The 12,922-nt window shown below is 58.3% G+C and carries 10 protein-coding genes, 1 pseudogene and 1 other annotated feature; of the genes and pseudogenes, 7 read left to right on the top strand and 4 right to left on the bottom strand.

The features are described 5' to 3' along the window. Positions 1-99 precede the first annotated feature (99 nt). From GZH79_RS12980 to GZH79_RS12945, 7 genes and pseudogenes are all read left to right on the top strand, one after another. The gene (locus GZH79_RS12980) at positions 100-864 is read left to right on the top strand and encodes an ATP-binding cassette domain-containing protein (protein ID WP_249219158.1); all 765 of its coding nucleotides are present in this window, start codon (positions 100-102) and stop codon (positions 862-864) included. Positions 865-877: 13 nt separating this feature from the next. Next, positions 878-2,014 carry an ABC transporter permease gene (locus tag GZH79_RS12975; RefSeq protein ID WP_211644196.1) on the top strand — a complete coding sequence of 379 codons (1,137 nt, stop codon included), beginning with the start codon at positions 878-880 and terminating at the stop codon, positions 2,012-2,014. 43 nt (positions 2,015-2,057) lie between these two features. Further along, positions 2,058-3,209: a substrate-binding domain-containing protein gene (locus GZH79_RS12970; RefSeq protein ID WP_249219157.1), complete on the top strand. Its 1,152-nt coding sequence runs from the start codon at positions 2,058-2,060 to the stop codon at positions 3,207-3,209. 245 nt (positions 3,210-3,454) lie between these two features. Then, positions 3,455-4,483, top strand: coding sequence for a LacI family DNA-binding transcriptional regulator (locus GZH79_RS12965; protein WP_249219156.1), 1,029 nt, complete (start codon positions 3,455-3,457; stop codon positions 4,481-4,483). A 15-nt stretch (positions 4,484-4,498) separates the two neighbouring features. Beyond that, positions 4,499-4,786, top strand: a complete 288-nt coding sequence (locus tag GZH79_RS12960) for a formate/nitrite transporter family protein (protein WP_349291202.1) — start codon at positions 4,499-4,501, stop codon at positions 4,784-4,786. A 674-nt stretch (positions 4,787-5,460) separates the two neighbouring features. Continuing rightward, a pseudogene (locus tag GZH79_RS12955) lies at positions 5,461-6,623 on the top strand (IS3 family transposase). Then, positions 5,749-5,865: a sequence feature (AL1L pseudoknot), on the top strand. (Overlaps the previous pseudogene by 117 nt.) Positions 6,624-6,745: 122 nt before the next feature. After that, positions 6,746-7,966, top strand: coding sequence for a GAF domain-containing sensor histidine kinase (locus tag GZH79_RS12945; protein ID WP_211644192.1), 1,221 nt, complete (start codon positions 6,746-6,748; stop codon positions 7,964-7,966). Positions 7,967-8,080: 114 nt separating this feature from the next. Here GZH79_RS12945 and GZH79_RS12940 read toward each other — a convergent pair whose 3' ends face one another. From GZH79_RS12940 to GZH79_RS12925, 4 genes are all read right to left on the bottom strand, one after another. After that, a complete protein-coding gene (locus GZH79_RS12940) occupies positions 8,081-9,940 on the bottom strand; it encodes a glucose/sorbosone family PQQ-dependent dehydrogenase (RefSeq protein ID WP_211644191.1) in 1,860 nt (619 codons plus the stop codon). A 223-nt stretch (positions 9,941-10,163) separates the two neighbouring features. After that, positions 10,164-10,943: an SDR family NAD(P)-dependent oxidoreductase gene (locus GZH79_RS12935; protein WP_211644190.1), complete on the bottom strand. Its 780-nt coding sequence runs from the start codon at positions 10,941-10,943 to the stop codon at positions 10,164-10,166. Next, a complete protein-coding gene (locus tag GZH79_RS12930; RefSeq protein ID WP_211644189.1) occupies positions 10,933-11,727 on the bottom strand; it encodes an SDR family NAD(P)-dependent oxidoreductase in 795 nt (264 codons plus the stop codon). The genes GZH79_RS12935 and GZH79_RS12930 overlap by 11 nt, the downstream gene beginning before the upstream one ends. Further along, a complete protein-coding gene (locus GZH79_RS12925; protein ID WP_211644188.1) occupies positions 11,727-12,911 on the bottom strand; it encodes a zinc-dependent alcohol dehydrogenase in 1,185 nt (394 codons plus the stop codon). Before GZH79_RS12925 ends, GZH79_RS12930 begins: the two co-directional genes overlap by 1 nt. Positions 12,912-12,922: the final 11 nt, after the last annotated feature.

Raw genomic sequence — 12,922 nt, 5'->3', positions numbered from 1 at the left:
TCAAGCAAATTGCGGCAGAAAGGGGAAAAATATATTGACGAATGTTAACGATACCATAAGCTGAATTTCAAGATTTTGACGGACTGGGAGGATGTCATGATGGCCGAAGGAAAACCTGTGATCTCGATGCGCGGGATCAGAAAGCGATTTGGCGGAGTCGTGGCGCTCGATGGTGTAGATCTCGATGCCTATGCAGGCGAGGTTCTTGCTATCGTGGGGGATAATGGCGCGGGAAAATCAACGCTGATCAAGATCCTGACCGGGGTCTATCAACCGTCGAATGGCCATATCGAACTGGACGGACAACGTTTTACCATGGCGGATCATTCTGACGCCATCGCCAATGGCATTGACGCGGTTTATCAAAATCTGGCCATCGCCGATCATCTGACGCCAGCTCAAAACTTGTTTTTGGGGACTGAGCTTACGCGAAAGTTTCTGGGATTAAGCATTCTCGACAACCGACGCATGGACCGGGAGGCGACCGAGGTTTTGCGCAGCCGCCTCGGGGTGGAGCTACGTGATATGAATGTGCCGACCGAAAGCTTGTCTGGCGGTCAGCGCCAAGCGGTCGCTATTGCTCGCGCAGTTCGGCACAAGGATCTACGGGTGCTGGTGATGGATGAACCGACGGCGGCACTCGGCCCGCAGGAGACCGCGCGCACATTGGGCCTGATCAAGGCATTGCGCGACCAGGGTCTGGCGGTGATCGTCATCTCTCATTCGCTCGACGACGTTTTCGAAATTTCCGACCGCGTGCATGTCCAGCGCCGCGGCACCTGCGCCGGGGTGGTCAAAACCGCCAATGTTACCGTCGAAGACGTGCTTGGGCTGATTACCGGCGCCAATGCGGCCGCAGCTTGAAGGATTCAACCTCATGACCACTGTCCCCACTTCCCAGACTTCCGCGCACCAGCGTGGGCTGATTGCCCGGATTGAACCCTTCATGGGCGTGCTTGGGCCGCTCGTCATGATCTTCATGATTGCTGCTTTCATGGGTGTGTTTGAACCGGCACGCTATTTCCGCCTGTCCAACATGAATCAGATCCTGCTGGATGCGGCGCTTTACATGCCGATGGCGATGGCAATGACCTTTGTCATCACCCAGCGCGGCATTGATCTGTCCATTGGGTCTGTAGCCGCGCTGTCGGCCATCATTGTCGCCTTCCTGATGAAGCAATACGGGTTTCCCGCTTGGGTCTGCGTGTTCATCGCGCTTGGGCTGGGTGGCGTAATGGGACTGATCAACGGATTGGTCATCACGCGGCTCAAGGTGCCGGACTTGATCGGCACATTGGCGATGGACTTGGTTTACCGCGGGTTCGCGCTGGTGCTGGCCAAGGGTCTTGTGTTGGCCCGGTTTCCCGACCTGATCACTGAAATCGGCCGTGGCCAAATGTTCGGCATTCTGCCCACGCCGGTCGTGATAGGTTTGATTACGATGGTCGGCGGCTACTTCCTGCTTCGGAATACGTATTTCGGTCGCTACACCATCGCTATTGGATCGAACCCCGAAGCCTCTGAAATGACGGGCGTGTCGGTCGATCGCCATAAGGTTTATGCTTACACCCTGATGGGCGCGATGGCAGCTCTGGCTGGGATGATGTTGCTGGGCAAACTCAACGCGGTTCAGGCAACATCAGCGCCTTATTTCAATCTTCACGTGATCGCAGCGGTCGTCGTAGGTGGCACTTCACTCTTTGGCGGGCGCCCCTCGATCGTTGGGTCGCTGGCGGGTGTCTTGTTGCTGTCGATGATGATCAACGCGCTCGTCACCCTACGGATCGAGTTTTTCTGGCAGTCAGTCGCATCAGGAGTCGTCATCATCCTGTCCGTCGCGGCCTATGCTTGGCTTCAGAAAAAGGACCGTGATGGCGGTGGCTCTATCGGAGCGGCGCTGGCCAATCCCGACAACAAGAAAATTCTGATCCTGGCACTCATTTTCGCGGGGATACTGGCAGTGCTGTTCGCGATCGGTGCCGGTCTGGCGACACCACCGGGCGCTAGCGGCTGAATACGGACAAAACGACCAAAAATTCACCAAGGGAGGAAGACCAATGAAAACGACTTCACGCACATGGCTCTGGGGCCTCAGTTCTGCACTTGCCCTGACGACTGGTATGGCGACCGCCGAGGGTCATCTACCTCTGACCACACTACCCGATGACGGAGACCGGGACTTCTGGCTGCCCGAACAGGTAAACGTTCCTGGCACTCTCGAGGCACTGCAGGCGGTCACGGGAGAGCCGGCAGAACAATTTACCGGCACGTTGGATGGGCCGATCCAGATCGCGCTGATTTATCCTTCTGCGGATACGTCGGACTTCTGGGCGCGCAACTATCTTGCCATGACCTTACGTCTGGATGAACTGGGCATTCCTTACGAGACAACGGAATTTGCCAGTCGGCAGGTCGAACATTCGCTACAGGCGACCTATGCCTCGCAGGTAGACCAAGATGCCGATCTTTACGACTTCGTCATCTTCGGCCCCTCTGAGCTGGCCACCCAAGCCGACAATATCGACAAGCTCGCCGGCAACCCGGACCTGACAACCTTTGTTTGGGCCTTCCACACGCCGCTGAAATATCTCGAAAACCAGCCCGCAAACTGGTTTGACTTTTCTTCGTCGCTTGGCGCAGCGGTGATGTGCGACTACATACTGGATCGCCTTGGCAACGACGTAACGTATGCCATGAATCGCGGCATTCCTGGTATCACCGACAATCAACGGTCCGGCGAATGGGCCGCCTGCGTGCAAGAACGTGGTAACTGGACCCTCGCCTACGAACACTACGGCGAATACACGACCGAGGGAGGGTATGAGGGCACGCAACTGATGCTTCAGGCTTATCCAGAGGCAACCGTGATCCACAACGCCAACACGGCCATGGCAATGGGCTCGGTCGAAGCCCAAGTCTCGGTCGATGCAGCCAGCACCGTGTTTTCGACAGGTTGGGGTGGCACTGGCCTTGAGCTTGACGCCATCCGCCGCGGTGAACTGGACGCGACGCCGATGCGCATGGGCGATGATGTCGGCGCAGCCACGGCCGAGGCGATCCGCTATCACCTCGAAGGTCGGGCCGACGAGTTACCCTTCGTATTCCTTGGTCGGATTACAGTTGCCCACGACCAGATGGCGGAGGATGAACTGGCCGCGTTGGAAAAAGAAGCGTTCCGTTTCTCCGGGATCGAACCGCTTGAGCGTTGAACAATCATACAGTCGGGAAAGGGCTGGGCATAACGCCCGGCCCTTTCATTTTTTAAACCAAAAGCGGGCTCTTGGTATCGTTACCAATGTGACTGGACAGGTCGTTGTTAAAATGAAACAACTGCTCGTGATCAGCGATATGACCATTAAACTTATGAAGTTGAAACGACGAGAGATGATCTGCCAGTCCAATGATTGCACGAGTCGTTTCCGACGCTCAGTTATTTGCCGCTGACAGGCTCAGGATGCAGCGTTCGATCACGATGAAGGATGTCGCTCGCGCCGCAGGCGTGTCCGTCATGACTGTCAGCAGGGCTTTCCAAAAGGACACCTCTGTCCGCCCGGAAACACGCGACACGATCCTAAAGGTTGCCGAGGACCTGGGGTATGTCTTCGATAGCACAGCGGCCAACCTCCGGTCCCAGCGGACTGATTTTGTCGCCGTTACGATTCCGTCGATCAACAATGCGAACTTTGCCGATACAGTGGCAGGCCTGTCCGAGGTTTTGTCGAACGAGGGGCTCCAAGTTCTGCTGGCCTATACGAATTACGACATGGCCCAGGAAGAACGCGCGATCGAGCAACTGTTGCGCCGCCGCCCCGAGGCGATCGTTGTGACAGGCGGCAAGCATACGGTGCGCGCTCGCCGCTTGCTGGAAGGCGCAGGTATCCCCGTGATTGAGGCATGGGATCTGCCCGCAAACCCCATCGGCCACGTTGTCGGATTTTCCAATGCTGCGACGATGGAAGTGATGGTCAATCATCTTGCGGCCCAAGGTCATGAGCGCATCGCCTTCATCGGCGGCGATGTCGTCGCTGACACGCGCGGTGCAGACCGTCGGCGCGGGTTCATGGCGGCGATGAAAGCTCATGGACTGTCCTGCGACCGCCTGATCGAAGCCGGCCCTCCGCCAATTTCGATGCGCGAAGGGGCGCAGGCCATGGAAAGGCTTCTCGCATTGCATCCGGACACCCAGGCAGTGGTCTGCGTTTCGGATCTTTCGGCTTTCGGCGCTTTGACGGAATGCCAGCGTCGCGGGTTACGCGTGCCACAGGATATGGTGATAACTGGCTTCGGCGCCTATGAGATCGCCAGCATCTGCGTTCCGACGTTGACAACGGTCAACCCCTTTCCCCGCAAGATTGGCGAGGAGATCGCCGATTTGATCGTCAATACCATCAAGAAGCCTACTGAACAGCAGATACGAAAGATAGCTCCTGAACTGGTCGTCGCCGGTTCCACAGAGAAGGTCTCTGAAATGCGCAACCGATGACGTTGCCGTCAAAATATCCTTGGGATCATCGGCGGCCCGCTGGTGGCGCTGCTGTCATACCTCTTCATCGCCTGCCGCGATTCCACTGCCCGCATCCTGCTCGCCTGCGTCCTGCTTGCGCTGGGACCGTTCGAGCATGGTGTATTGACCATGCTCCATCTGTCATTCGGGGTTTCGTTCCAAGCCGAGACCACCTGGATCGACATCGCGCAAATATTCGGCGTCTCGGTCGTGGGGAATCTGCTGGGTGGCGTCGGCTTGGTGACCATGTCGCACGCCGCCCAGGCGAAAGGCGCCAGTTAGCTACGGCTGGCGGCTAGGCCGGGCCAACGCGGTAGGTCCTGCCGCCAGCCGGGCAAACTCCAGAACGGCGGTCGTTTGAACAATAAGCCCTGAGGCTGGGTCGCGACACTGAGCTTTCCGCGCGAACAACCTGATTGATGAAGCCGTTTCGCAAAAAGGCGCAAAGCTGACGATTCAAAAATAACGACGCAGCGAACGACAGGCCCGCAACGGCGCAGAAGCCGTGTCCAAAGACGGTAGGAAATTATCCGGGTCGCTGATCATCACATCAGTAATGAATGATGCAATCTGCAACCTGCAATTGCTTCTCTGTCCCGCTCCGCCCTCAGGTAACGGTTGCGCAGGTTGTGCGCGCGTCGGTATTCTGAGCCGATCACGGAGCGGGATCTGTGTCGTCGGTTTCGATGTTGGGTCCACCTCGCGACAAGCCGTCGTTGGGTATCAGCAACACTGATTGGCTACCGCGATCTGCAATGGTCACCCCAATCTTGCGGTCCGACGACGTCACCCCGGTCAACCTCTTGCCGGAGCCGCGCAGCGACCGGCACAAATCACCGAGCCACGCACCTACTGTGCGTCGGTCGTCATCGTGAACAGGCGGTGCATTTCGCTGATCATGCGGCCTGAACCGCCCCGGGTTTACCGGAGAGTAAAACACTCAAAGGATGATCCCTATGACAAAGCAGAGATTCACCCCCGCCTATCCGGCCGAGCTTCGCGAACGCGGTGTTCGGATGTTTCGAGAGAACCGTGCCGATTATTCCAGCGATACGGCCGCCTATAAGGCGATCGCGCCGAAGCTTGGCTGTTCGCCGGACAGTTTGCGCGTCTGGTGCCAGCAGGCCGAACGCGACACCGGTCTGCGCGCTGGACTCACGAGCGCCGAGAAAGACCGGATCAAGGATCTGGAGCGCGAGGTCCGTGAACCTGCGCCAAGCCAACGAGATCCTGAAGAAGGCCAGCGCATATTTCGCAGCGGCGGAGCTCGACCGCCCATTCCGCAAATGATCACGTTTATTGATGATCACCGTTGTATCCATGGTGTCGGGCCGATCTGCCGGGTTCTGGGGATCGCACCATCGACTTATTACGCCTTCAAGGCCGTGGAGCGTGATCCGGACCTGGCATCGGACTGGGCCAGGCAGGATCAGCTGGACATGGCTGCGATCAAGCAGGCCTTCGAGGGAAGCCGGGGACGAAATGGCGCGCGCAAGGTCTGGCACCGCTTACGCCGCAGCGGCCATGATATCGCCCGCTGCCCTGTGGAGAGGTTGATGCAGGTCATGGGATTACAAGGCGTTGTGCGGGGCAAGAAAGTGATCACCACTGATCCCGATACGGCACAACCTTGCCCGGACGATAAGGTGAACCGAGCCTTCGTGGCGGACATGCCGAACCAGCTTTGGGTCAGCGACTTCACCTATGTCTCCAGCTGGTAAGGGATGGTCTACGTGGCTTTCATAATCGACGTCTTCGCCCCGTCGGCTGGCGCGTCTCCGCCTCGATGACCACCGGTTTCATCCTCGATGCCCTGAACCAGGCCATCTGTCAGCGCGCACCGTCCGAGGCCGACAAACTGATCCACCATAGTGATCGAGGCAGCCAATACCCGTCGATCCGATACACTGAGCGGCTCGCAGAGGCCGGCATCGATACCTCGGTCGGCAGCGTCGGAGATTCCTATGATAATGCCCTTGCCGAAAGCATCATCGGCCTGTTCAAGACCGAGGTCATCAAGTTCCTCGGCCCCTGAAAGTCGGTTGGTCAAGTCGAATGGGAAACCCTGAAATGGGTCGACTGGTATAACAACACGCGCCTGCACAGCGCCATTGCCTAAACCCTGTTTTGATTTTTGATTGTTTTTCAAAAAGATAAGCGCTGATGCCCTATCTTTAACACAATTTAATGTATCGGATCAGCGTGACGGTGAGGTCATGAAAAAGTGATCGGGGGAACATCATGTCTAAATCTTACACGTTCGAAGCGCTTGGTCTGCTGCAAGAGACTATGGATGAAAGCTTTGCCAATATCGTCAATTTGGCGTCGCGCATCTTTGACGCGCCAATCGCCTTTGTTTCAGTTCTGGATAAAGAAAAGGGGCGTCAGTTCATTTCGGCCCATCGCGGGGCAATTTTCGAAAATGCCGGGGCCTGCGACATGCCGATCGAAGAGTCGATCTGCCGTTTCGTTCAGGCCAGCAATGCAACGCTGGCCATCCCGGACGTATTGGCCGATCCGCGCACCTGTGAACTGCCGATCGTCACGGCCGAAGGTCTGCGATCCTATATCGGAAGCCCCATCCATACCCTTTCGGGCAAAGTCATCGGCGCGATCTGCTGCATGACGACGACACCCAGAGATTGGTCAGATGGCGACAAGGACGTGCTTGAAAAACTGGCACTGTGCATTGATGATATCGTAAAAGCGCGGGCTTTGGCAAAGGAACAACAAAACCTGAGCCAAGAGTTGCAGAACATCGTCTCCGCGCGCGAGGAATATATTGCGCAAGTCGGTCACGAAATCCGCACCCCGCTGACCGGCATCGTCGCATCCACCAAAATGCTGCATGCGCAAAAACTGGACGGACAGGCGGGAACGCTGGCCAGCATCCTGAACCGGTCGGCGGACAGGTTATTGCATTTCGTGAATACGGTTCTGGATCTGTCGAAAATCGACCTTTATGAAACACCCGTCGTGCATAAAGTGGGCTCTATCGGGGAGCTCGCACACGAGGTCATCGAAGATCTGACCGCTTTGGCTGAAAACAAGGCGATCAAGCTTGAAATTGATGATGGCCTGCATGCGCGCTGTTTTGAATTTGATTGGAACAATTGCAAGATCATCATGCAAAACCTGATCGGAAATGCGATCAAGTTCACGGACAAGGGCGCGGTCACGATCAAGCTTGGCGATGATTCCTACGGTCAGGTCGTGATCGACGTCACCGACACGGGAATCGGCATCCCGGCTGAATTCCAATCAAAGGTGTTTCTTGAATTCGAACAGGCAGATGAAACCGTCGCACAGAACTTTGGTGGCAGCGGATTGGGGCTGACGATTGTAAAGCGTCTTGTGGACCGCATGGATGGCCGGATCGCATTGGTCAGCGAAACCGGGAAAGGCACGACTTTTTCCCTGTCGCTCCCGTTGCAAGAGGTCAAGACAGCCGCAGCCGCCTGACCCCCTGTTGATCCTGATCTTGTCCGATTTTGCAACAGAACCAAGCCGTTGCTGACAGATTGCTGTCCGGGTCGCCGTTCAAGACCCGGACAGTCACGCAAAAAGCGCGCGACCCTAGCGTGCTTCTTCGACGTCAGCCGTGCTGAGCACACCGAAATCGTTGCCCCAGCTATTACGGATATAGGTGCCGATTTCGGCAATGTCGTTATCGCTAAGCTGATCCCCAAACGCAGGCATGTAGCCATAGCCGTGGACAAGGGTGGTAGCGACGAAATCCGCATCCGCCAGGTTCGGGTTTTCTGCCAGGACAGCACCGGCGTCACCACGCCCGTTCGGGCCGTGGCAGGTGGCGCAGGTTTCGGCAAATTTCGGGCCGCCCAATGCCGCGACATCCGCGATGTTGGATTCACCCGTCACCGACGCGGCTTCGGTGTTGCCTGTCGCAGGGTCTTCCCATTCTTGCGGGCTGTCGCCGCTGCCGATGGCGGCGCGCGCTTCGTCCACGGTGGTCGATGATTGAACCGTGCCGACGCCGCTGTCGCCACCTTTGCCATAGGTGAATTTCAGGATCGCGCCGGGATTGTGCAGGATCGAGGTGTTCAGCCCGTCGCCGAACTTTTGCGCGGCAGACCCAAAGGCATCCGTGGCAAGATATACCGTGGTTTTGTCAGGCCCGATCAGCACATCACGATAGCGGTTCTGCGTCGACAGCCACGCCACAGGATCACCGTCCGCGTCCATGCCGTCATCGGTCAGCGGTTGGACATACAGCGTGCCGTGTTTCAGTGTCGGCAACAGGACCGAATTGTCCCATTCCGCAATCCCGTCGTTGCCGGCCTGATAGGGCAGGATTGACGACGGCGCGATTGTTGGATCGCAGATATAGCCGCAGATTTCGCCAATTGGATAATCGTCATTGACCGTCCAGTAGGTCGCCAGCGGCGGGATCATATCGGCTTCGAAACTTGTTTCGGGAAAAACGGGCACGCTGTCGGGCAATGGATCGGCGTTTTCCGACACGTCTTCGGGTGCCGCGCTCCAGTTCACATAGCGGTAGTTCTGATTGTCGATGCGCCCTGCAACACGCGGCCAGCCGTAATTGCCGCCTGCCTGAATGATGTTCAGCTCGTCGTCCGTCGCGGGGCCGTGTTCGGATTCGTACAACGTGCCATCGTCGCCAAACGCCAGCCCCTGCGGGTTGCGGTGGCCATAGCTGTAGATGTGGCTTTGGACGCCATCGATCATGGGGTTGTCGTCGGGGATGGACCCGTCAGGGTTCAGACGCAGGATCTTGCCCGAATAGCTGCGCCAGTTTTCGTTGCTGACCTCGCTCTCGGTTGGCAATTCCTGCGCAAGGTTCGGGCGGCGCAGGTTGCGACCGAAATTCGCGCCCTGTTCACCGATGGAATAATAGATTTTGCCGTCGGGGCCAAACACCACGCGCCCGGCGTTGTGGTCGTTCCACGCGGGCAGACCGTCGATCAACACGGTCTTTTCCACCAACTGCTGCAACTGCGCGTTATACGTGTACCGCACGATCTGCGCCGATGGATCGGGAAGCTCGGCGGTGCCGTTGTTGATCGTGTAGCCGACATAGACGTAATCGTTGCCGGTGCCCTGCAACAGTTCGGGATGTAGGGCGAGGCCCAGCAGACCTTCGTGTTGGGGTCCGGTGTAAACGTCGTCCAGTGCCAGCAGAACCTGTTGCGCACCCGTTGTCGGATCAACACGCGTGACCTCTCCGCTGGTGCGTTCGGTCAACCAGATGCGGTCGTCCGGCCCCCAGCGCATGGCCCATGGGTTATCCAGCCCGGTCGTCAGGACGCGCGATGAAAACAGGCTGCTGTCGCCGGTTGCAATGTCCGTCGGTGTGACCTGTGCCATGGCCATTCCAGCACCCAGGGCCAGAATCGCGGCCAGTCCGCCGCCGGTCATAGGGGTCACAAGGGTTGATTTGCGGTGTCGCTTTATCATGTCATCATTCCAATCTCGGGGGCGCAGCCAAGCCGCGCCGTTCATGGAGTGAACGGTGACAATCTGTCGCAGTTCCGCGTGTCAGGGCGATTTCCCGATAAACAATCGTGATCTGAAAGCACATTCGTTTTGTCCGATCCGGGTGGCCGGATCGTTTGTCGGGCGGGCATTGCGTTTGATGTCCGGTCAGTGTCGCGGCCAAGCTTTCAGGGGGCCTGACGGATCAATCTTCTACGGGGTCAGCGCCGCGTCGATGGATGCGGGACAACATCTCGTCCGGAACGATACTGGCGAACATCGTGATGACTTTGCTGGCAAATCCCGGCACAGCGCGTCGCGCGCCGGACATGGCAGCGGCATAGCCCTGTTCCGCCACCATCACCGGGTCGTATTTGGCTTTTCCGGTAATTGGTGCCTCTTGCAGATCGTTGTCGTCACGTTGAAACAGCGGTGTTTCTGTCGGACCCGGCATCAGGCAGGTCAGCGTCACCTCTGAGTCTTTCCATTCCTCTTGTAGCGCATAGCACAGGCTATCCAGATAGGCCTTTGTCGCATTGTAGATGGCATCGAACGGTCCGGGGACATAGCCGCCGATTGACCCCGTCAACAGGATGCGACCTGTGCCGCGCTTGTGCATTCGCGTGCCTGCAGTGTGCAGCACCGATGTGGTTTGTAGGATGTTCAGATCGACCAGTCGTTTCACATCCGGCCAGTCCTGTTCATCAAACGCATGTCCCAACGCGCGCCCGGCGTTCAGCACGAACAGATCCACCTCGCGTTCACCGATCATATCCCAGAACGCGGTGACGCCCTGACGCCCGGACAGGTCTATGACCTGCGCGTCGACGGCGGCCCCCAGCCTGCGCAATTTGTCCGCCGCCGTGTGAATTGCGTCCTCGTCAGCCACGATGATCAGATCGTGGCCGTCTTGCGCGGCCAACCGGGCCAGTTGATAGCCCAGACCCGTGGATGCGCCAGTGATGACCGCAAGCTTACGGGTCATGAGTGTGTTCCTTTGGTTCGGCCAAATTCCGGTGCATCTTGGCCAGCACACTGTCGGGAATGATCCCGGCCAGGCTTGCCTGCACCTTGTTCATGAATCCGGTCGTGACCCCGGCGTGGCCGCGCATCATTGCGGCATATCCCGCTTGGGCGACCTTTTGCGGATCGTCCTTGTCGTCAGCCTGCCCGACGGGGGTATCCAGCATGTCGGCGCGGGCGAAAAATTCTGTATCCGTCGGCCCCGGCATCAGGCAGGTCAGGGTGACGCCGCTGTCGCGCAATTCCTCGCGCAGGCCCCATGACAGGATATCAAGATAGGCTTTTGTGCCATTATAAACTGCCTGAAACGCGCCGGGGATCACGCCCGCAATGGACCCGGTGATCAAAATGCGCCCGCTGCCGCGTGCCCGCATCTGCGGGATCGCGCGGTGCAACAGCGACGTGGTGCCGGTGACGTTGACGTGGATGACCTGTTCGATATCGCGCGGATCTTGATTAAGGAACGCGTCGCCTAATCCCTGGCCCGCGTTTGCCATCAGATAATCAATCGGACGGTCCGCAATCGTGGACCACAGATCATCCAGCCCAAGCTTGGTGCCAAGGTCCGTTTCCACCGCGTCGACCGTGGCGCCGGTACCGCGCAGCATCTGCGCGGCGGCCAGAATTTCGGGCTCGTGCGCGGCGATCAGAATGTCGCAGCCATCCGCGATGGCGCAGCGGGCCAATTCTAACCCGATGCCAGAGGACGCACCGGTGACGACGGCGAATTTGCGTGCGTCTGCCATCAGTTTGACATCGTGCCAGGCTTCAGGATCACCTTGGTCCATTCGTTCTGGTTGTAGCGGAAATTCTCGTATCCGCGCGCCGCATCTTCCAGCGGCAACCGATGAGAGATCAGGAACGTGGTGTCGATTTCCCCGTCCCCGATACGGCGCAACAGCTCGTCCAGATAGCGCTGCACGTGGGTCTGGCCGGATTTCACCTGCACACCTTTTTCCATCAGTGCGCCCAGCGGAAACTTGTCCAGAAAGCCGCCATAGACACCGGGGATCGAAATGCGTCCCCCCTTGCGGACAGCCATGATCGCCTCGCGCAGGGCGTGGGCGCTGTCGGCACCCATGCCGACGCGCTGCTTGACGTTGTCCATGACCGTATCGGGCGCAAAGCCGTGCGATTCCATGCCGACAGCGTCGATCACCGCATCCGGCCCCATGCCGCCTGACATGTCCATCAGCGCGTCCAGCACATGCGTCTGTTTAAAGTCGATGACATCAGCGCCCATCTGGCGCGCCAGATCCAGCCGTGCGGGGAATTCGTCGATGGCGATGACCCGTGCGGCGCCCATCAGCTTTGCCGCCTGAATGGCGAACAGCCCGACAGGTCCGCAGCCCCAGACCGCGACGGTATCGCCGTCCTCGATGCCCGCGTTTTCGGCAGCCATCCAGCCGGTCGGCAGGATGTCGGACAGGAACAGCACCTCGTCGTCGTCAAACCCGTCGGGGATGACGATGGGGCCGATATCGGAAAACGGCACGCGGACATATTCGGCCTGACCGCCGGGATAGCCCCCGGTCAGATGCGAATACCCGAACAGCGCCGATACCGCATGACCATACAGGTTTTCGGTGACATCCTGCTTTTCGACCGGATTGGAATTGTCGCAGGCCGAATAAAGCTGTTTCTGGCAGAAAAAGCAGGCGCCGCAGGAAATGGTAAACGGCACGACGACGCGTTGCCCGACCTTCAGCGTGCTTTTGGGTCCGACATCGACGACGCGGCCCATGAATTCGTGCCCCAGAATGTCGCCTGACATCATGCCGGGAATCACGCCGTCATACAGATGCAGGTCCGACCCGCAGATCGCGGTCGATGTGACCTCTAGGATCGCATCGCGGGGATTGATGATTTCAGGATCGGGGACCGTATCGACGCGGACGTCGTGCCGGCCATGCCAAGTCAGTGCACGCATGATGTTCTCCT

It is taken from the genome of Loktanella sp. SALINAS62, from assembly GCF_018263905.1.
Taxonomy (GTDB): Bacteria; Pseudomonadota; Alphaproteobacteria; order Rhodobacterales; family Rhodobacteraceae; genus Loktanella.
This window is presented reverse-complemented; position numbering and strand designations above follow the sequence as displayed.

What these genes read in the sequence shown, in the direction of transcription:
- GZH79_RS12945 (WP_211644192.1), top strand. Translation starts at nt 6,746, where the DNA reads ATGTCTAAATCTTACACGTTCGAAGCGCTTGGTCTGCTGCAAGAGACT.
- GZH79_RS12970 (WP_249219157.1), top strand. Translation starts at nt 2,058, where the DNA reads ATGAAAACGACTTCACGCACATGGCTCTGGGGCCTCAGTTCTGCACTT.
- GZH79_RS12925 (WP_211644188.1), bottom strand. Translation starts at nt 12,911, where the DNA reads ATGCGTGCACTGACTTGGCATGGCCGGCACGACGTCCGCGTCGATACG.
- GZH79_RS12935 (WP_211644190.1), bottom strand. Translation starts at nt 10,943, where the DNA reads ATGACCCGTAAGCTTGCGGTCATCACTGGCGCATCCACGGGTCTGGGC.
- GZH79_RS12975 (WP_211644196.1), top strand. Translation starts at nt 878, where the DNA reads ATGACCACTGTCCCCACTTCCCAGACTTCCGCGCACCAGCGTGGGCTG.
- GZH79_RS12940 (WP_211644191.1), bottom strand. Translation starts at nt 9,940, where the DNA reads ATGATAAAGCGACACCGCAAATCAACCCTTGTGACCCCTATGACCGGC.
- GZH79_RS12965 (WP_249219156.1), top strand. Translation starts at nt 3,455, where the DNA reads ATGCAGCGTTCGATCACGATGAAGGATGTCGCTCGCGCCGCAGGCGTG.
- GZH79_RS12980 (WP_249219158.1), top strand. Translation starts at nt 100, where the DNA reads ATGGCCGAAGGAAAACCTGTGATCTCGATGCGCGGGATCAGAAAGCGA.
- GZH79_RS12930 (WP_211644189.1), bottom strand. Translation starts at nt 11,727, where the DNA reads ATGGCAGACGCACGCAAATTCGCCGTCGTCACCGGTGCGTCCTCTGGC.